16 protein-coding genes are annotated in these 17,853 nt (G+C 55.6%); 9 read left to right on the top strand and 7 right to left on the bottom strand.

The window, feature by feature from the left end; all coding sequences use genetic code 11:
* Positions 1 to 60: 60 nt before the first annotated feature.
* Positions 61 to 1,566 carry a glycerol kinase GlpK gene (gene glpK, locus INT33_RS12015; protein WP_192537569.1) on the bottom strand — a complete coding sequence of 502 codons (1,506 nt, stop codon included), beginning with the start codon at positions 1,564 to 1,566 and terminating at the stop codon, positions 61 to 63.
* Positions 1,567 to 1,662: 96 nt separating this feature from the next.
* Positions 1,663 to 2,385, bottom strand: coding sequence for an MIP/aquaporin family protein (locus INT33_RS12010; RefSeq protein ID WP_192537570.1), 723 nt, complete (start codon positions 2,383 to 2,385; stop codon positions 1,663 to 1,665).
* A gap of 461 nt (positions 2,386 to 2,846) precedes the next feature.
* Between INT33_RS12010 and INT33_RS12005 the strand changes: the two genes are divergently transcribed.
* Entirely contained in the window at positions 2,847 to 3,275 is a 429-nt protein-coding gene (locus tag INT33_RS12005; protein ID WP_192537571.1) for a DUF2231 domain-containing protein, read from the top strand.
* A complete protein-coding gene (locus tag INT33_RS12000) occupies positions 3,272 to 4,711 on the top strand; it encodes a PQQ-dependent sugar dehydrogenase (protein WP_192537572.1) in 1,440 nt (479 codons plus the stop codon). The genes INT33_RS12005 and INT33_RS12000 overlap by 4 nt, the downstream gene beginning before the upstream one ends.
* Positions 4,712 to 4,802: 91 nt before the next feature.
* Here INT33_RS12000 and INT33_RS11995 read toward each other — a convergent pair whose 3' ends face one another.
* A complete protein-coding gene (locus INT33_RS11995; protein ID WP_192537573.1) occupies positions 4,803 to 5,825 on the bottom strand; it encodes an SO_0444 family Cu/Zn efflux transporter in 1,023 nt (340 codons plus the stop codon).
* Positions 5,826 to 5,896: 71 nt separating this feature from the next.
* Between INT33_RS11995 and INT33_RS11990 the strand changes: the two genes are divergently transcribed.
* The 7 genes from INT33_RS11990 (at position 5,897) to INT33_RS11960 (ending at position 13,471) form a co-directional block, all read left to right on the top strand.
* Positions 5,897 to 6,328 (top strand): MerR family transcriptional regulator, encoded by a 432-nt coding sequence (locus tag INT33_RS11990; RefSeq protein ID WP_018917960.1) that lies wholly within the window; start codon positions 5,897 to 5,899, stop codon positions 6,326 to 6,328.
* Between the two features lie 150 nt (positions 6,329 to 6,478).
* Positions 6,479 to 6,997, top strand: coding sequence for a hypothetical protein (locus INT33_RS11985; protein ID WP_192537574.1), 519 nt, complete (start codon positions 6,479 to 6,481; stop codon positions 6,995 to 6,997).
* A 323-nt stretch (positions 6,998 to 7,320) separates the two neighbouring features.
* A complete protein-coding gene (fhuE, locus tag INT33_RS11980; RefSeq protein ID WP_192537575.1) occupies positions 7,321 to 9,498 on the top strand; it encodes a ferric-rhodotorulic acid/ferric-coprogen receptor FhuE in 2,178 nt (725 codons plus the stop codon).
* A 95-nt stretch (positions 9,499 to 9,593) separates the two neighbouring features.
* Entirely contained in the window at positions 9,594 to 10,586 is a 993-nt protein-coding gene (locus tag INT33_RS11975) for an iron-siderophore ABC transporter substrate-binding protein (RefSeq protein WP_192537576.1), read from the top strand.
* Positions 10,546 to 11,634: a FecCD family ABC transporter permease gene (locus INT33_RS11970; protein ID WP_192537577.1), complete on the top strand. Its 1,089-nt coding sequence runs from the start codon at positions 10,546 to 10,548 to the stop codon at positions 11,632 to 11,634. Before INT33_RS11975 ends, INT33_RS11970 begins: the two co-directional genes overlap by 41 nt.
* Positions 11,631 to 12,674, top strand: coding sequence for a FecCD family ABC transporter permease (locus INT33_RS11965; RefSeq protein ID WP_192537578.1), 1,044 nt, complete (start codon positions 11,631 to 11,633; stop codon positions 12,672 to 12,674). Before INT33_RS11970 ends, INT33_RS11965 begins: the two co-directional genes overlap by 4 nt.
* On the top strand, positions 12,671 to 13,471 hold the full coding sequence (locus tag INT33_RS11960; RefSeq protein WP_192537579.1) for an ABC transporter ATP-binding protein: 801 nt from the start codon (positions 12,671 to 12,673) through the stop codon (positions 13,469 to 13,471). Before INT33_RS11965 ends, INT33_RS11960 begins: the two co-directional genes overlap by 4 nt.
* A 92-nt stretch (positions 13,472 to 13,563) precedes the next feature.
* On the opposite strand, the gene INT33_RS11955 is transcribed toward INT33_RS11960, so the two are convergent.
* Genes INT33_RS11955 through INT33_RS11940 form a run of 4 tightly spaced genes read right to left on the bottom strand, consistent with a single transcriptional unit; the run spans position 13,564 to position 17,568 of the window.
* On the bottom strand, positions 13,564 to 14,739 hold the full coding sequence (locus INT33_RS11955; RefSeq protein ID WP_192537580.1) for a mandelate racemase/muconate lactonizing enzyme family protein: 1,176 nt from the start codon (positions 14,737 to 14,739) through the stop codon (positions 13,564 to 13,566).
* A gap of 17 nt (positions 14,740 to 14,756) precedes the next feature.
* Positions 14,757 to 16,028, bottom strand: a complete 1,272-nt coding sequence (locus INT33_RS11950) for a TRAP transporter large permease (RefSeq protein WP_192537581.1) — start codon at positions 16,026 to 16,028, stop codon at positions 14,757 to 14,759.
* On the bottom strand, positions 16,025 to 16,603 hold the full coding sequence (locus INT33_RS11945; protein WP_192537582.1) for a TRAP transporter small permease: 579 nt from the start codon (positions 16,601 to 16,603) through the stop codon (positions 16,025 to 16,027). Before INT33_RS11945 ends, INT33_RS11950 begins: the two co-directional genes overlap by 4 nt.
* Positions 16,603 to 17,568 carry a sialic acid TRAP transporter substrate-binding protein SiaP gene (locus INT33_RS11940; protein ID WP_192537583.1) on the bottom strand — a complete coding sequence of 322 codons (966 nt, stop codon included), beginning with the start codon at positions 17,566 to 17,568 and terminating at the stop codon, positions 16,603 to 16,605. Before INT33_RS11940 ends, INT33_RS11945 begins: the two co-directional genes overlap by 1 nt.
* Positions 17,569 to 17,853: the final 285 nt, after the last annotated feature.

Genomic DNA, 17,853 nt, shown 5'->3' with positions numbered 1-17,853 from the left:
ACGCAAAGCCCCCGACCTGGGCCGGGGGCTTATCAAATACCTGAGCTTACAGCATCAAGCTTAGGACTCTACGTGGAACGCCATGGTCGCGTTAACTGCCTTTTTCCAACCGGCATAAAGCTCGTCGCGCTTTTCGTCTTTCATCTGTGGCGTAAAGCGCCGCTCTAGCGCCCACTGTTCTACGATTTCATCGCGTGATTTCCAGAAACCGACTGCAAGACCGGCAAGATAAGCCGCACCCAGTGCGGTGGTCTCGTTCACCTCGCAGCGCAGTACGTCCACTCCCAGTATATCGGCTTGGAACTGAGCAAGAAAATCATTGGAGATCGCCCCGCCATCGGTGCGCAGCTCGGTCAGCGCAATGTCGGCATCTGCCTGCATGGCTTTGAGAACATCGGCGCTTTGATAGGCAAGCGATTCAACCGCCGCGCGCACAAAGTGCTCTTTTTGGGTGCCCCGAGAGAGCCCAAACATGGCGCCGCGCACGTTGGAGTTCCAGTAAGGCGCCCCCAGGCCGGTGAAGGCAGGCACCATATAAACGCCGTCATTATCCTTGGCGCGGGTGGCGTACGCTTCTGAATCGGACGCCTTGCCCAGCATTCTCAGGCCATCACGCAGCCACTGGATTACGGAGCCTGCCACAAACACGCTGCCTTCCAGAGCGTACTCCAGCGTGCCATCCACTTCCCAGGCAACGGTAGTGAGCAGGCCGTTTTTGGAGGGCGTGGCGTGGGTGCCGGTATTCATCAGCGTAAAACAGCCGGTGCCGTAGGTATTTTTCGCCATGCCCGGCTTGAAGCAGGCCTGGCCGAACAGCGCGGCGTTCTGGTCGCCAGCGATACCGGCAATCGGTACCTCCTGGCCCATCAGGAACTTAGGCAACACGTTGCCATAGATTTCACTGCTGGATTTAATCTCGGGCAGCATCGATTCGGGTACGCCGAACAGCTCGAGTAGCTCCGGGTCCCACTGCCGATCACGAATATTAAACAGCATCGTGCGGGATGCATTGCTGACATCGGTCGCGTGTACGGCACCGCCGGTCAGGTTCCACACCAGCCATGAATCAATGGTGCCGAACAGCAGATCGCCCTTTTCGGCTTTCTCCTTAACGCCCGCTACGTTCTCGAAAATCCACTTCAACTTGGTGGCGGAAAAATAAGCGTCAATCACCAGGCCGGTTTTATCGCGAATCATATCGGCGTGGCCCGCTTCACGCAGCTCATCGCAGATCTCGGCGGAGTGACGCGACTGCCAGACAATGGCATTGTGCACGGCCTGCCCGGTATGTTTGTCCCATACCACGGTGGTTTCACGCTGGTTGGTAATACCGATGGAGGCAATTTCGGAAACATCCACGCCGCTGTTATTAATCACCTCGGTCAAGGTGGTCAGCACGCTGGTCATGATCTCGCGGGGGCAATGCTCGACCCAACCTGGGCGCGTAAAAATCTGTTCGAACTCATGCTGCGCTACGCTGGCTATCCGGCCTTCATGGTCAAATAGCATCGCCCGCGAGCTGGTGGTGCCTTGATCAATAGCGAGGACGTAGTTTTTCTGGCTCATGAAATGCCTCTCAAGCGTTAACGTTAAACGATTATTTTAAAATCAAATCAGCATGCTGGCTTAATAAACCCGGCTGACTTAATAAACCCGGATAATTTAATAAACATAGGCGGCAAGCCCGGCGAGGATGCTGCCGACAGCAGGCCCCAGGATCGGCACCCAGGCGTAGGACCAGTTGCTCGTCCCTTTATGCTTAATGGGAAGTAGCGCGTGAGCAATGCGCGGCCCTAAATCCCGAGCGGGGTTGATCGCATAGCCTGTTGGCCCGCCTAGCGAGGCACCAATGGATACTACCAGCAGCGCCACTGCCAGCGGACCAAGCCCTGACGGCGTATGGCCAAACATGATAATGACAAACACCAGCACAAAGGTACCAATGATCTCGGTGACCAGGTTCCAACCGTAGGAAGGGATAGCCGGGCCTGTGGAGAACGTCGCCAATATGCTTGAAGCATTTTCAGTAGCGTCGTAATGCTTTTTATAGGCCAGGTAGCAAATGGTTGCACCCAACCAGGCGCCAATGACTTCAGCCGTAAAGTAGGCGACGGTGGTCATAGCGTTGATAGGAATACCGGGGGCGTACTCGTTCGCCGGGCCTACCAGCAACGCAAGCGTAACGGCAGGGTTGATATGGGCGCCGGTGTCATAGGCAACATAAACCGCACAAAAAACCGCGAGTCCCCAACCAAAGAAGATAACGATGCCATCACTACTGTTACCGTTGGTTTTATTCAACAGCACATTAGCTACCACTCCGCACCCCAATAACGTTAATACGGCCGTACCGGCTATTTCGTGTAGAAAAATTGTTTCAAGCATTGCTACTCAGCTACCCCGTTTGACCGACTCGTCACTCTTTGAAGCAGCCGGATGTTCTTTTTAGAAAATTTCGTTTTCTTTTTGGCATCCTATAGCGGGCATTTTAAAAAACAATATAAAAAAACGAACTTTTACATAATCACAATATAAGAATATGATTTTAATATAATTATATGCAAATATAGACATTAGTTTAATGCGTGTTCGCTTATTATAAACAACCACTAACTCGATCACACAAAGATCCTAAATTGTCAACTAACGAACATTTTATTTTGGATAGTTATTGAATAGTTTTCTTCTGTGCATATTTTTTAAAAAAGTATAACCGTAGTGATTTTTGGGTTAGCAAAACGTGACCTATACTCAGGGTGGCAGCGATTGAGCTGGCCATCCTAAGCCCGTATTAAAAGCGGGCCTGACCACGTTTTTTGGGGTCACTTATCAAGGAGGAACGTACTATGTCGAGGTCTTCACCGACGACCTATCTAAGCGGCATCCACCCGCTTCATGCCTTATTACTTGCAAGCACCTTTCCACTTTTTCTTGGCGCTACGCTAAGTGATTACGCCTACTCGAAAAATTTCCATATCCAGTGGAGCACGTTTTCTTCCTGGTTAATTGCCGGGGGGCTTGTTTTTGCGGGACTGGCTTTTCTATGCGCAATTATCGGCCTCTTTCGTGCCGAACATCGCCGCGGGCTTGTCCTGGTCTATCCATTGATTTTGCTGGTCACCTGGATACTCGGCTTTATCAATGCGCTAGTTCATGCCCGTGATGCATGGGCCATGATGCCTACCGGCCTTATTCTTTCGATCATCGTTACCGTACTGACCGTCGCGGCGATTTGGATCGGTTTTTCTCGGCGCACCGTCGGAGCAACGTCATGAAATATTTTGCACTTCGCTATACAACGCCTTTGGCACTGCTGCTGACTGCCAGCGGCGCTTACGCTTTTGATGTCGAACAGCCCTTCGGCCCCAACCCTACACTCCCTGAACCGCAGCGCGGGCTGCTGCCAGATATGACGGTTCCCGAACCTGCCGAATGGGGCGACCAGCTGCCTACGGTTCCCGAAGGCTACACCATCACCAGGATCGCTTCTGATCTCAAGGTACCCCGGCAAACCATCATGCTGCCCAACGGCGATATTCTGGTAGCCGAAGGCAGTGGCGGTAATGCGCCAGCGTTAAAGCCCAAGGACGTAATCGCCGGCTATATCAAGGACCAGGGCAACACCTCTGTAGAAAGCGGCGACCGCTTAACCCTGCTGCGCGATGAAAATGGTGACGGCAACTACGAACAGATGATCTTCGCGGAGGATCTGAACGCGCCGTATGGACTAGCTCTGGTAGATAACAACCTCTATGTGGCCAATCAGGACGCGCTGGTGCGTTTTGATTATGAAGAGGGCCAGACAGAAGCCAGCGGGCCGCCTGAAGTCATTGCGCAGCTACCTTCAGAGATCAATCACCACTGGACCAAGGCGATGACCGCCAGCGCCGATGGCCAATATCTTTATGTGGGTATCGGCTCTAACAGCAATATTACCGAGCGCGGTATGGAGGCTGAGGTTAATCGCGCCGAAGTGTGGGAAATCGATGCCGAAACGGGCGCTCACCGGCCCTATGCCACTGGCCTGCGCAACCCGACAGCGCTTGCCATTCATCCTGATACCGAGCAGCTCTGGGCAGTGGTGAACGAGCGTGACGAGTTGGGCTCGGACTTGGTGCCGGATTATCTCACCTCCGTTCAGGAAGGCGGCTTTTACGGCTGGCCCTACAGCTACTGGGGGCAACATGTCGACCCACGCGTACAACCGGAAGATCCTGAAAAGGTAGAATCCGCCATTGCGCCTGACTACAGCCTGGGCTCTCACGTGGCACCGCTTGGCTTGGCGTTCTCTACCCCAGCCATGGGCGAAGAATACGCTGAGGGCGTTTTTGTCGGCGAACACGGCAGTTGGAACCGTGCCGATCCGGTTGGTTACAAGGTAAGCTTCATCCCCTTCAACAACGGCCAACTCTCTGACAGCGATCCGATTGATTTTGCCAGCGGGTTTCTTACCGATGATGGTAGAGCACTCGGCCGCCCTGTGGGCGTGACGGTTGATCCGGACGGCGCGCTGATCATCGCCGACGATCTGACCAATGCGATCTGGCGGGTGACACCGGATAATCCGCCCGCTCAACAGGCGTCCGAAGCAGACGACGCTGAGACAGAAGATCCTGAAGCAGCAAGCCCTGATATAGAAGGCTCTAACACAGAAGACCAGGAAAACGAAGATCTGGAAACAGACGAGTCCGTGACAGAGACCACTGAATAACCCAGCCAGTTGTCAGCGCCTCAAGTGGCTAAGGGCCAATCAAACGCCGGGTGGGCATTCCCCATCCGGCGTTTTTACCTACTGAAAATGCTTAAAACCCCAGTAGCCGCTTACGCACTGGCCGAATAGCCACCAGTGCCAGTATGCCGAGCGCCAACCACTCCAGCCAAACAGGCAGCAGCTCCTGCACCTCGCTTGCCTGCTCGACAGGGTTCCAGCCTGTCATACCCAGCACCGTGTCAAACACCCAGCCCACCAGCACGGTCACAGCAAGCACGCTGGTAAGGTATACGGCCAGTGCCGGATTGCCCAACTCGCGGCGCAGAATGGCCAACGTCGCCAAGCTGGTGATCGGCCCCGCCAGTAAGAATACCAGCGCCATGCCGGGTGAAATCCCGGCCAACAGCAGCCCGGCGGCCACCGGCGTAGCCGCCGCTGCGCAGATATAGAGTGGAATCCCCACTACGGCCATCAGTACCAGCGCCAGCAGGCCGCCCGAGTAATAAGCCAGCGTATCCGGCGGTACCAGGCTAACCAGCACGCCGGCCAGGAGTAGCCCGGCAAACATCCACGTACTGATGTCGTCCAATAAATCGCTGAATGCATAACGCAATCCGGCTTTCAGGCCAACGGGTTCGCCGGTGTCTGAATCGGGCGTATGGCAACCCGATGAAGCGCAGCAGCCACCGGACGTGGCCGGCACTGGCGTTTCAGTTTCACGCGTAAACCCGACCAGCAGCCCGGTCACAATGGCGGTTACCAGCGCACCTGCGACCCGCACTACCGCCATCAGTGGGCCAAGCAGTACGCTGGTAAGCAAGATGGAATCAACCCCGACCCCAGGCGTGCTGATTAAAAACGACGTGGTGGGCCCACGTCCGGCACCGCCACGGTGCAAGGCAATAGCAGTGGGAATTGCGCCACATGAGCACAGCGGTAACGGCATGCCAATGAACGCCGCCCGTACAATGCTGCCAAGGCTGCGGCCGCCCATCCAGCGCTGGAGCAAATGTTCCGGCAACCATGCCTTGATCAACCCAGCAATTAGCAGCCCCAACAGCAGCCACGGGGCTGCCGTTAGTGCGATTTGCATTAGTTCGAATATCAGCGTCATGTCATCATCTACTTGTCCACAGAGGGAATAGGGTCTAGCCTAAACCCTGTAATCGTTACAGGGTCAAGCTGATGAAAAACGCTTATCGCATTGGTGAGGTAGCTACCCGCACCGGCTGCTCACCGGAGAGTATTCGCCATTATGAAAAGCTGGGGTTATTGCCTGCTCCAAAACGCAGCGAGCAAGGCTATCGGCACTACGATCAAGCAGCGCTAGAGCGTATAGGTTTTATTCGTCATGGTCGCAGTCTGGGGCTTGATCTACATAGTATTCAGGAATTGCTGGCACTTTCTGACCACCCTGATACCGACTGCGGCGCAGCTGACGACATCGCCACTCGACATCTTCAGCATTTGGAAGCGCGCATTGCCAAGCTGCAAGCGCTCGCCGCTGAGTTACGCCAAGTGGTACAACAGTGCCGGGGCGGCAAAGCCGCCGACTGCCAGATTATTCAAACGCTGTACGACCACACCCACACCTGCAGCGAACGCGGCTGTGGGTAAAGAGATGCTGGTAATAAAGGCATAGGTAATAAAGGCATAGGTAATAAAAACGTAGGTAAATAGGGAGGTGGCACGCGGAATTGAATTCCCTCATTTTCACGCAGCGTCGTCTACGCTGAGGTTAGAGTAATCGTAAACAAGGAGTAGCACATGATCGAAACAAGGGAAGAACTCGACGAGATCAGAAAGACTTGCCGCACAATGGTAACCAAAAGCTCAAGCCTTTCGGCGGGCACGGCGATCATTCCCATTCCCGGTTTAGATATCGGCTCAGACGTTGCCATATTGTTAAGGCTGATTCCCAAAATTAATGAGAAATTCGGTTTAACGCCCGAACAAATCGAAAGCCTGGATACAGAATCCAAAGTAATGGTGATGACTGCCATTTCCAACGTGGGCAGCAAGATGGCCGGAAAATACATCACCAAAAAACTGGTTGTATCGCTGCTGCAAAAGATGGGCGTTAAGGTTGCCGCGAAAGGCGCTACTAAATTTGTGCCCTTTATCGGCAGCGCCGTGGCCGGAGGTATCAGCTTTACAGCGATGAAGTATATGGGCAATAGCCATATCGACGACTGCTATGAAATTGCCTTGGCGGCGATGGAGAACGACCTTCCTGCCAACGCGACAGAGCCTATGTTTGAACCCAAGCCATCCGAGCTTGATTAGAGCAGTCTGTTACCATCGTAGCGCTTACCGTTATCGCTCCCCCTATAAGTAAGCGTCAACCTCGCTCCACCGTTTAAACCCTAAACGGTGGACGACCAACAGCGCCAATACCCCCTATTGCTTGGCAAAAGCCAGTAGATACATAATTATGCTGTGCTTTTTCAAGAACATAACTGTCCCTTCAGGCATGCCAAACAGATCCTGCCACGAATATTAAACATTCTCATGTACATTTACATTTAAGAACCGTTTTTATATGATCCTTCGCCATTAATCGACACAAAACCAGCGAACAAGCGCCGTCAAGGCGTGCAAGGGATCCTATGAAAACGTCATCACTTCATGTCTTGAACACGGCCCGGCGGCCAGTGCAACATGCCACGCTAACCGCGCTTGTTTCCGCCTCTTTACTCGCCTCTGGTAGCGCTTTCGCGCAAACCACTAGCGCCGATAGTCCTGAAGCGCTGAGTACCGTCACGGTGACCGGCACCAATCTGTATGAAAACGTTGGCTACACGCGGCGCACCACCAGTGCAGGCACCGGTTTAACGCTTACCCAGAAAGAGCTGCCGCAAGCCATTAGTATCGTTACGGAACAACGCATCCAGGATCAGAATCTGGATTCCATCGAGTCGGTGTTGAGTAACACTACCGGTATTTCGGTGCGCAATGTCGATAGTGATCGCGTTAGCTTCGCATCGCGCGGATTTCGTATCAATAGCTTCCAATACGATGGGATTCCTACGCTCAATCGAGATAATCGCTGGTATTTTGGAGAGGGACGGCTAAATACAGCGATCTACGACCGTGTGGAAGTAATCCGTGGCGCCAACGGCTTGACCACGGGCTCGGGCAACCCCGGAGCATCGATCAATTTCGTACGTAAACACGCCGACAGCCGCGAACTTACTGGCTCTATTTCCGGCACCGTGGGCAGTTGGGACAAGCGTGGCACAACCGTCGATGTCACCACGCCGCTCACGGCCTCTGGCAATGTACGCGCTCGCTTTATCGGCGGTTATGAGGAAGGTGGTGCCCACCTTGACCGCCAGGACAAGCGTCGCACCTTCGGCTACGGTATTATCGATGCCGACGTAACTGAATCTACAACGCTCTCCCTGGGTTTTGACTATCAGGATAGCCACACCTCCTCGCCCACCTGGGGTGGTTTACCGCTATGGTTCAGTGACGGGACGCCCACCAACTATTCGCGCTCGTTCAGCGTGGCGCCGGACTGGTCCTATTATGACTTCGAGTCCGAGAAAGTTTTCGCGGAAATCAGCCACCGGTTCGACAACGACTGGCAGGTGCGCGTAGTCGGCGCTCATGAAAAAACCGATATGGACGGCAAGCTGGCCTACCCCTACGTGGAATCAACCCTACCGGATCAAATGGGTGCTGGCGGCGTTACCTTCTTTACCGGGTGGAACCGTGGGCACCGTGAAGTCGACTCTGTAGACGTGCAGGCAAGCGGCCCATTTGCGCTTTTAGGCCGTGAGCATGAGCTGGTCATCGGCGGCAACTACAGCGACCAGACCAATAACTACGAAAACACCTTTATTGATGGGTTTACCGTCGATGATTTCAATAGCTGGGACGGTTCGGCCCCCAACGAAGGCTGGGCGCCCTTTACTCCCTCTGAAGCATCCAGCACCCGTCAGAAAGCCGTTTATACCGCTTCCCGCTTCTCGCTTGCTGACCCGCTAACACTGATTGTCGGCGCACGCTATACCGAGTGGGAAGGCATGACCCAATTCCGCAGCCTTGATCAACAGAGCAAGTACGAAGTCACGCCTTATGGTGGTCTAGTATACGACTTCAACAATACCTACTCGGCCTTTGCCAGCTACACCGAGATTTTCGAGCCACAGAATTACCTCAATGTTGACGGCACTTACCTGGACCCGGTGGTAGGTAAGAACTACGAAACCGGCCTCAAGGCGGCCTGGCTCAACGGCTTGCTTAACGGCTCCTTCTCGGTCTTCCGTATTGAGCAGGAAAACGTTGCCGCAGCCCTCCCGATGGGCCCAGGCCAAACCGAGACGTTTTATACCGCCGCTGAAGGTGTCGTGAGCGAAGGCTTTGAAGTAGAGCTGAGCGGTGCAGTGACTGATGATCTGGATATGACCGTTGGCTACTCTCACTTCACCGCGAAGACCGAAGACGACACGCTCAATATTAACCAGCCGCGCTCCTTGTTCAACCTGTTTGCAAGCTACAACGTGCCGCAGAAACCTGAGCTGACCGTGGGCGGCGGGGTTAACTGGCAAAGCAGCCTTTTCGCCGGCAACCTGTCTACACCAGCAGGTATTCCTACCGAATACGAGCAGGATAGCTACACTCTGGCCAACCTTTTCGGTCGCTACCAGTTCACGCCGGAGCTATCGCTTCAGGTTAACGTGAAGAACCTGTTCGACGAGAAGTACTACAGCAATGTGGGTGGCTACGGCGTTTATGGCGAGCCACGCAGCATCTCCTCAACGCTGCGCTACGCGTTCTAACTTGCTGGCGCAAGCGTTAGCACCGTGCTGACAAGATCGCCTCCATTCGGTACTTATCGGGTGGAGGCGCTTGCATAATTGAACCGGAGAACCTAATGACCTGGTTACGTAACCGCAAAACGCTCGGCTTGGCAGCTCTTGCCACCCTTACGCTTGCCTCAACGCTGGCAAGCGCACAGCAATACCCGCTTGAAATCGAACATGCCCTGGGCACGACGGTACTTCAGGAAAAACCCGAACGGATCGCGACGGTAGCCTGGGCCAACCACGAGGTGCCGCTGGCGCTTGGCGTGGTACCGGTGGGCTTTGCTGCCGCCAACTTTGGCGCCCCCAACGGCGATGGCCTGCTTCCCTGGGTCGATGCCAAACTTGAAGAACTCGAAGTATCACCCCCGGCGCTCTTCGATGAAGGCGACGGCATTGATTTTGAAGCCGTGGCTGCCAGCCAGCCGGATGTCATCCTTGCCGCGTACTCAGGCCTTAGCCAGGCGGACTATACCACCCTGAGCCAGATTGCCCCGGTAGTCGCCTACTCCGAAGGGCCCTGGGCGACGGACTGGCGCGATATGATCCGTCTCAATAGTGCAGGCATGGGCATGAGCGATGAAGGCCAGGCGCTGATCGAGCGCCTTGATGCACAGATTGCCGATACCGCCGCGAACCACCCCGAGCTTGCCGGAAAAACGGCCATGTTCGTTACCCACCTTGACCCCACCAATTTGGGCCGCATCTCGTTCTATACCGACAACGATGCGCGGGTGCGATTTTTCCATGATCTCGGGCTGACCTCGCCTGAGGTAGTCAAACAGAACTCGGCCCCCGGAAAATTCTCGGGCGAAATCAGCTCAGAGCTGATCGATGAGCTTAATGATGTGGATATTCTCGTGACCTATGGCGGGCAGGCGCTGATTGACCAGCTCGAAGCCCACCCGCTGACCTCCCGGCTTCCGGTGGTTGAGCGCGGCGCCATCGTGTTGCTCGACAATAGCCCGCTGGGTACCGCGGCCAACCCTACTCCGATGTCGATTTCATGGTTGTTAGACGATTATGCTGACCTGCTCTCAGAAGCCGCCCACCACGCAGAGTAGCGGTGTTACAGCGCCTCACCTCAGGCCAGCCACTCGCACCACTCAATCGCGTAAAAAGCTGAGCACGCGCTTTGCGGGTGGCCTACTGCTGCTAGCGTTGCTTGCCCTTGCGTTAATGCTTTCCGTAGCGTTCGGTGCCCGCGAAGTTGGCTGGCCAGAGATTATTGCAGCGCTCAGCGGACAAGTTGACACCATTGGCGACGCCGCAGTGGCCAGCCGTTTGCCGCGTACTCTGCTGGCAGTGCTTGCTGGTGCCGCGCTGGGCGTATCGGGTGGCGTTATGCAGGGCCTTACGCGTAACCCGCTCGCAGACCCCGGCCTTTTAGGCGTGAATGCCGGGGCGGCGTTGGCGATTGTGATCGGCATCGCCTGGTTTGGGATCGATGAAACCACCGCCTATATTTGGACGGCCATTCTGGGGGCCGGGCTTGCCGCCGTGGCGGTTTACGCGATAGCAAGCCTCGCCCGTGGTGGCGCCACGCCCCTTAGGCTGGCGCTTGCCGGAGCCGCTACCACGGCGGCATTAAGCTCGCTTGCCACCGCCGTTATATTGCCACGTGGCGATATTGGCGGGCTGGTGCAGTCCTGGCTGGTAGGCGGTGTCGGCGGCGCCACCTATGAACAAATCACGCCCGTGCTGCCCTTTTTGGCTGCTGGTTTTGTAATCACCCTACTGGCCGCGCGTAAGCTCAACCTGCTGGCGCTGGGCGACGATACCGCCGCCGGGCTGGGCGAAAAAGTCGCCGTCGCCCGGGCCATGTCGGCGGTGGGCGCAGTACTGCTGTGTGGCCCTATCACCGCGATATGTGGCCCGATTGGTTTTGTGGGTTTAGTCGTGCCGCACGCCTGCCGACTGCTGGTCGGGGGCGATTACCGCTGGTTGTTGCCGTTCTCCGCCTTGGCAGGCGCTGTTCTGTTAACGCTTTCAGATGTATTTGGCCGACTGGTGGCGCACCCTTCCGAACTTGATGTGGGTATCGTCACCGCTTTTATTGGCGCGCCCGTGTTTATCTGGATCGTACGCAACCGCAAAGTAGGCTCCCTATGAACCGCCTGACGCTTCAACCAGCCGCCAGGTTCAGCCAAATGCGCCGGGTGCAAGCCAGACAGCGCGTGCGTATGCTGGCGATTTTAGGGGCTATCCTGCTAGCCGGTGTAATGTTGACCCTAACGCTGGGGCAGTCATTCACACCACTTACAACGGTGCTACGCATTCTCGGTGGTGCCGAGGTGCCCGGCGCAGGTTTTACCGTGCGTGAGTTACGCTTGCCACGCGCGGTTATCTCAATACTTACCGGCGCCTGTTTCGGCCTGGGGGGTATCGCCTTTCAAACCATGCTGCGCAACCCACTCGCCAGCCCCGATATTATTGGCATCAGCACCGGGGCGAGCACCGGCGCCGTGTTCGCTATCGTGGTGTTTTCCATGAGCGGCCCAGCCGTATCTGTCGTGGCAATTGTTGCCGGGCTAGGCGTTGCGCTGTTGATCTATATGCTTTCCTGGCGGCAAGGCGTCACCGGCGGGCGGCTGATCTTGATCGGGATCGGGCTCGCCGCGATGCTGCAAAGCGTTACCGCTTATCTGCTGATGCGCGCCCCCAGCTGGACGCTACAAGAAGCGCTGCGTTGGATTACCGGCAGCGTAAACGGTGCCCAGCTTGATCAGGCGCTGCCGTTGTTGATCGCCCTGCTGCTGTTCGGCGGGCTGCTGTTAAGCCGCAGCCGCGATCTTGAAACCCTGCGCATGGGGGATGATATCGCGGCGGGGTTGGGCGTTCGCTTAGCCACCACGCGTATTACCATTGTGATCTCGGCCGTGGCGCTGGTCGCCTTTGCCACGGCCGTTTCAGGCCCGATCGCTTTTGTGGCGTTTCTATCCGGCCCTATTGCGTCACGCCTGATGGCGCATCGCGGCTCGCTGCTGATACCTTCTGCGCTGGTAGGCGCCCTGCTCGTTCTACTGGGCGACTATGCGGGCCAGTTCTTGTTACCCGCCCGCTATCCGGTCGGCATTGTGACCGGCGTATTAGGCGCACCCTATCTGGTTTATCTGATACTTCGCGACAACAAAAGCAGAGGCACCCTATGAGCGCTTCGTCGCTACTCGCCCAGAGCCTGGTTGCAGGCTATGGCGAACGTACCATACTCAATGACGTCAGCCTGACGGTTCAAGCCGGGAAAACGACCGCCATTGTGGGCGCCAACGCCTGTGGAAAATCGACCCTTCTGCGCGTGCTCTCGCGGCTGCTTACTCCTGAACAAGGCGAGGTGCTACTCGATGGCAATGCCATTCACCGACTACCCACCCGCCGTTTAGCGCAGCAGCTGGGCTTTCTACCCCAATCTCCCATCGCGCCAGAAGGCATTACCGTGCTTGAACTGGTGAGCAGAGGCCGCCACCCGCACCAAGGGCTTTTCAAGCGGTGGAGTGCTGCCGACGAAGCCGCCGTGGCAGACGCCTTGAGTGCTACCCATATGACTGCTCTGGCCGAATGCGCGGTGGACGAACTCTCCGGCGGGCAGCGCCAGCGGGTATGGATCGCCATGGCGCTGGCCCAGCAAACCGACGTACTGCTGCTGGATGAACCCACCACCTTTCTGGATATCAACCACCAGATCGAAGTGCTCGACCTGCTTACCGACTTAAACCAGACCCGTGGCACAACGATTGTGATGGTGCTTCATGAGCTCAACCTGGCCGCCCGCTACGCCGATAGACTGGTCGCCATGGCGGGCGGCAACATCTACGCGGTTGGCGAACCGGAAGAAGTATTTACCGAACAGATGGTCCGTGATGTATTTGGCCTGGAAAGCCGAGTCATCGACGACCCGGTAACCGGCAAACCGATGATGATACCGCTGGGGCGGCATGGAGCGTGTAAATAAAGCAATACCCCTCTTTTGCAGCTAAAGAGGGGTATTTAATGTAGTGGCTGGCCTGAACAGGCGGGTAGAACATTACCCGCCTGACTCAACTCTTAGCAATCGATCTTGAGTGCTTTCAACCGCTCATTGTCGATTTCTATCCCCAGCCCCGGTAATTCAGATAAGGCCAGGCGGCCCTGAGAAAGCGTTAGCGGCTCCGTCAGAAGCGCTTCACGCAGCGGGTTGTCTGCCGACACGTCGAACTCAACCCAGGTCGGGGTGTGGGCTCGGTCCGGGTGCGGCTGCGGCGGGATCGCGGCCGCGAAATGCGCCGCCGCCATAATCCCAACGGCACTTCCCCAGACGTGAGGCGAGATTCTTAACCCGTTGAGATGGGCCATATCAGCGATGCGCAGTGCCTCTACATAGCCACCACACAGGTTGAGGTCCGGCATTAGAACGTCAACGCCTCCCGTGGCGGCCAACTCACGAAACTCCACTGCATTGACCGACGCCTCGCCCGCTGCAATGCGGCCTGCACGGCGAGCTGCAAGGCGGCGAAAACCGGGAAGATCCTCCGGCGCTACCGGCTCCTCAATCCAATAAGGACGCAGCGGTGTCAAAGCAGCCATCGACTCCAGCGCGATATCCGCCGTGTAGGCACCGTTAATATCCGCCATGATCGCTACATCATCACCCAGAATTTGGCGGGCACTCTGCATCCGCTCAAGGTCACTTTTGACGCCATGACCGATTTTAATCTTGTAGCCTTCAAACTGTCCGGCAACGCGTTCGAGCTGCGCTTCCAATGGCAGTGCCGCGGGCTCATGGAAATAGCCGCCAGACGCATACACCTGCACCGACTCTTGCTCTTCCCCGCCCAATAATCGGTAGATCGGTAGTCCCAGCAGTTTGCCCAAGGCATCGTGTAGGGCGATATCCAAACCACTAACGGCAGCAGCAAGCTGGCTTTGGGCACGTACGTGATAAAGCACGTTCGTCATACGCCGCCAGATCACTCGATGATCAAACGCGCTTTTGCCCACGTAAGCCTCGCGAAGGATATCCAGGTAGGCAAGTGTGGTCTTTGGCGGGCCATAGCATTCGCCAATACCTATAATACCCGCCGATAGACGCACGAAAACGAGAGTTGCCATTCGCGCATGGCCGATTTCCCGAGCGCTTCCATAGCCCCCGTCCGCCGGTAGATAGCTACCGATGGGCACCATATCAATCGCCTCTATAACAGCATCCTGGGCAACCGAGCGGTTATTTTGCAGATGGTTCATACGACTAAATCTCCAGACTAAATCAGGCTAGGCAGCCATAGCGTCAAAGCAGGAATAAACGTGATCAACAGCAGTGACACCAGAAGCGCCGCGATAAAGGGAAGCGTTGCCTTTACCGCACGGGGGAATGAGATATCGGCGACGCGAGCCAGAATGAAAAGCACTAGCCCAACCGGGGGCGTGAGTAGACCAATCATCAGGTTCAGCACCATAATGATGCCGAACTGAACGGGGTCGACGCCCGCTTGAATAGCCAGTGGCAGCAGCACGGGTGTCAGGATGGTGATGGCTGCAACCGTCTCCATAAAGCAGCCGACCACTAACAAAATCAGATTGATCAGTATCAGAATAACGATAGGATTATCGGCTACCGTCATCACCGCTTCTGCGAACGCAGCAGGAACGCCTTCACGCGTCAAAATCCAGGCAAAGATCGAAGAGGCGGCAACGATAAGCAGCACCACAGAAGTCATTTCCACCGTTTCGCGAAAGACGGTGATGATCTGACGCCAACCTGCGCTGCGATAAACCAGCGTTGCCAATACCAATACATAGGCCACGGCCGCAATAGCGCTCTCGGTTGGGGTAAAAATCCCCAGCACGATACCGCCTACGATAATGACGGGGATAAGCAGCGAAAGCGCTGCATGTATAAACGTAGAAAGCAGACGGCGTAGCGAGAAGCGCTCGCCAATCGGATAGCCACGCCGATGAGAGATCACTGCGACCATCGCCATCAGCATCGCCGCAATCAGTAAGCCAGGCACAATGCCGGCAATGAACAGCTGGCCAATGGATGCAGACGCCACAACCCCATAGACCACAAGCGGAAGCGACGGCGGAATAATCGGCCCGACTGTCGAGGAAGCCCCGGTAATTCCCACGGCAAAATCAACATCGTAGCCTTTATCGCGCATTGCCTTGATCTCAACGGCACCCAAGCCACCAGCATCAGCGATTGCCGCACCCGACATACCCGCAAATATCACCGAGGCGCCTACGTTAACGTGCCCCAGGCCACCGCGCGTCCACCCCACCATCGCATCGGCGAAGCGGAAGATTCGCTCGGTTACCCCGCAGACATTCATCAAGTTGCCTGCCAGGATGAAAAAAGGCACAGCGAGTAGCGGAAAGCTATCGACACCACCCACCATGCGCTGAATCAGAATAATATCCGGGATCCGGCCAGAGGCCAGTAGATAAACCAGCGATGACCCAGCCAACGCTACCGCGACCGGCGCACCGATCAATAGCAGACACGCCAACGCTACGAAAAGCAGAATGATCATTTCTCCTCCTTGCCTCGCCAGAAAGCAATGCCCTGGCGGGCCAAACGAAATGCCATCGCCGCGCAGGCTACGGCAACCACGGTATAAAGCCAGCCTTTCGAGATCGGCAGCGTACTCATGCTGGAATGCCAAACCCTTTGGCCGACCTGCCATGCAAGCCATGCCACGTAGCCAAAAAATGCTGCGCTAAGCAGGTTATTGAATCCTCGCAGCCAACGCTTCGCCTTATCCGGCAAGATGAGCTCAAGGATTTCCACGTAAATATGGCCACGTCGGGAAGCAGCGCCCGCCGCGCCAATGAACACCAGCAGCACCAATAGCATGCGGGCGCCCTCTTCAGTCCAGCCGATGGAGTGGTTAAATACATAGCGCGACAAAAACTGCGCAAAAACCACGCCACCCAGCAGCACCAGAACCCCTAGTGCCACATGATCTTCAAACACCCATTTGGGCGGCGGACTATCCGCGCAGACGCCAAGCGGTTGCTCAAGATCACTCCCGGCCACGCTCTCGCGGCCGGGTTGTGCTGACATCGCCGCTACTTCACCACGGTGATCGCCTTTATCCCCCATCATTACTCAATCGCCTCCAAACGCTGGTATTGATCAACGGTCCAACCGGCGTTCTCATCGGTCAGTTTCGGCCTTACCATTTCAGCGAAGGGTTCGCGGTCTACCTCATGCACTTGCGTTCCCTGCTCCTGGAACCAAGGCACCAAGTCTTGCTCTTGCTGGTGGATATCCAGGCTGCCCTGCTCGGCAGCTTCGCTGAAAACGTCCTGGAATAGCGCCTGATCCTCGGCGGAGAGCTGTGACCAAGCGCTACCGTTCATAATGATCGGCTGGCTATCAAAGATATGCCCGGTCAACGAAATATCGGACTGTACTTCATCAAACTTCATCGCCTGGATGATGGGCAAAGGGTTCTCCTGGCCATCAACCACACCTTGCTGAAGCGCCAGGTAGACTTCCGAAAAGGCGATTGGCGTAGGGTTGGCCCCCACCGCTCTGGGGAACATCAGTAACAGCGGAGCATCCGGCACACGAATTTTCATGCCCTGCATATCATCTGGGGTAAGGATCGGCTTATTGGCGGTGACGTGGCGCTGGCCGAAATAGATCAAACCAAGCGGTACATGCCCGGTAGTATCTTCATACCCCTCGGCAAGTTCCTGGAAAAGGTCGCTTTTTGAATAAGCCATCCAGTGATCAAAGTCTCGGAAAACGAAAGGCGCACTACCCAGCGCAATCGGCGGATAAGCATTCCCCGCGAATGCATTACCGGTATAAATGATGTCTACCGTCCCCAGGTCGAGGCCTTCGTTAAGCTCAACCTCATTACCTAGCTGGGATGAAGGAAAAACCTCAATACTGTGCCGCCCCTCGCTGCGCTTTTCGATTTCCTCAGCCGCCCATAGCGCCCATTTATGATGACTATGGCTTGCCTCATAGATATGACCAAACACAAAGTCATTAGCTTGAGCTAAAGGTGCTAACGACAACGCAAGAAGAAAAGTTGTTAGTTGATGACGTGCTCGCATTATTAACTCCTTATTAGTTTTCAACCCGCCCTTGACAGTACACTCCGGCTAAACAAATTTATCAATTTGTTTGTTGTGAGCTTAGAAAAATGGAAATATGGCTTTGTTTTAAAAGTAGAATAAATAAAATAAGGAGTTATTAAACGTGACAACAAAGACTAAGGTAGAAAAGACTAAAGACTTACATGAGGACATGCGAAGCTGGATTCCTGAATTCATAGAATAACTGCAGCACTTTGGATCATACGGTAGAGGCAGGAGGGCCAGCAGCGGTACCCTCTCCGC

Source organism: Halomonas colorata, assembly GCF_014897985.1.
In the GTDB taxonomy this organism is placed as follows: Bacteria; Pseudomonadota; Gammaproteobacteria; order Pseudomonadales; family Halomonadaceae; genus Vreelandella; species Vreelandella colorata.
The sequence above is the reverse complement of the archived record's forward strand: the minus strand, read 5'-3'. Positions and strand labels throughout refer to the sequence as shown.

Coding starts and splice junctions, on each gene's coding strand:
- INT33_RS11975 (WP_192537576.1), top strand. CDS start 9,594: ATGACCTGGTTACGTAACCGCAAAACGCTCGGCTTGGCAGCTCTTGCC.
- INT33_RS11960 (WP_192537579.1), top strand. CDS start 12,671: ATGAGCGCTTCGTCGCTACTCGCCCAGAGCCTGGTTGCAGGCTATGGC.
- INT33_RS11955 (WP_192537580.1), bottom strand. CDS start 14,739: ATGAACCATCTGCAAAATAACCGCTCGGTTGCCCAGGATGCTGTTATA.
- INT33_RS11985 (WP_192537574.1), top strand. CDS start 6,479: ATGATCGAAACAAGGGAAGAACTCGACGAGATCAGAAAGACTTGCCGC.
- glpK (WP_192537569.1), bottom strand. CDS start 1,566: ATGAGCCAGAAAAACTACGTCCTCGCTATTGATCAAGGCACCACCAGC.
- INT33_RS12010 (WP_192537570.1), bottom strand. CDS start 2,385: ATGCTTGAAACAATTTTTCTACACGAAATAGCCGGTACGGCCGTATTA.
- INT33_RS11950 (WP_192537581.1), bottom strand. CDS start 16,028: ATGATCATTCTGCTTTTCGTAGCGTTGGCGTGTCTGCTATTGATCGGT.
- fhuE (WP_192537575.1), top strand. CDS start 7,321: ATGAAAACGTCATCACTTCATGTCTTGAACACGGCCCGGCGGCCAGTG.
- INT33_RS11945 (WP_192537582.1), bottom strand. CDS start 16,603: ATGATGGGGGATAAAGGCGATCACCGTGGTGAAGTAGCGGCGATGTCA.
- INT33_RS11965 (WP_192537578.1), top strand. CDS start 11,631: ATGAACCGCCTGACGCTTCAACCAGCCGCCAGGTTCAGCCAAATGCGC.
- INT33_RS12005 (WP_192537571.1), top strand. CDS start 2,847: ATGTCGAGGTCTTCACCGACGACCTATCTAAGCGGCATCCACCCGCTT.
- INT33_RS11995 (WP_192537573.1), bottom strand. CDS start 5,825: ATGACGCTGATATTCGAACTAATGCAAATCGCACTAACGGCAGCCCCG.
- INT33_RS11970 (WP_192537577.1), top strand. CDS start 10,546: ATGCTGACCTGCTCTCAGAAGCCGCCCACCACGCAGAGTAGCGGTGTT.
- INT33_RS11990 (WP_018917960.1), top strand. CDS start 5,897: ATGAAAAACGCTTATCGCATTGGTGAGGTAGCTACCCGCACCGGCTGC.
- INT33_RS11940 (WP_192537583.1), bottom strand. CDS start 17,568: ATGCGAGCACGTCATCAACTAACAACTTTTCTTCTTGCGTTGTCGTTA.
- INT33_RS12000 (WP_192537572.1), top strand. CDS start 3,272: ATGAAATATTTTGCACTTCGCTATACAACGCCTTTGGCACTGCTGCTG.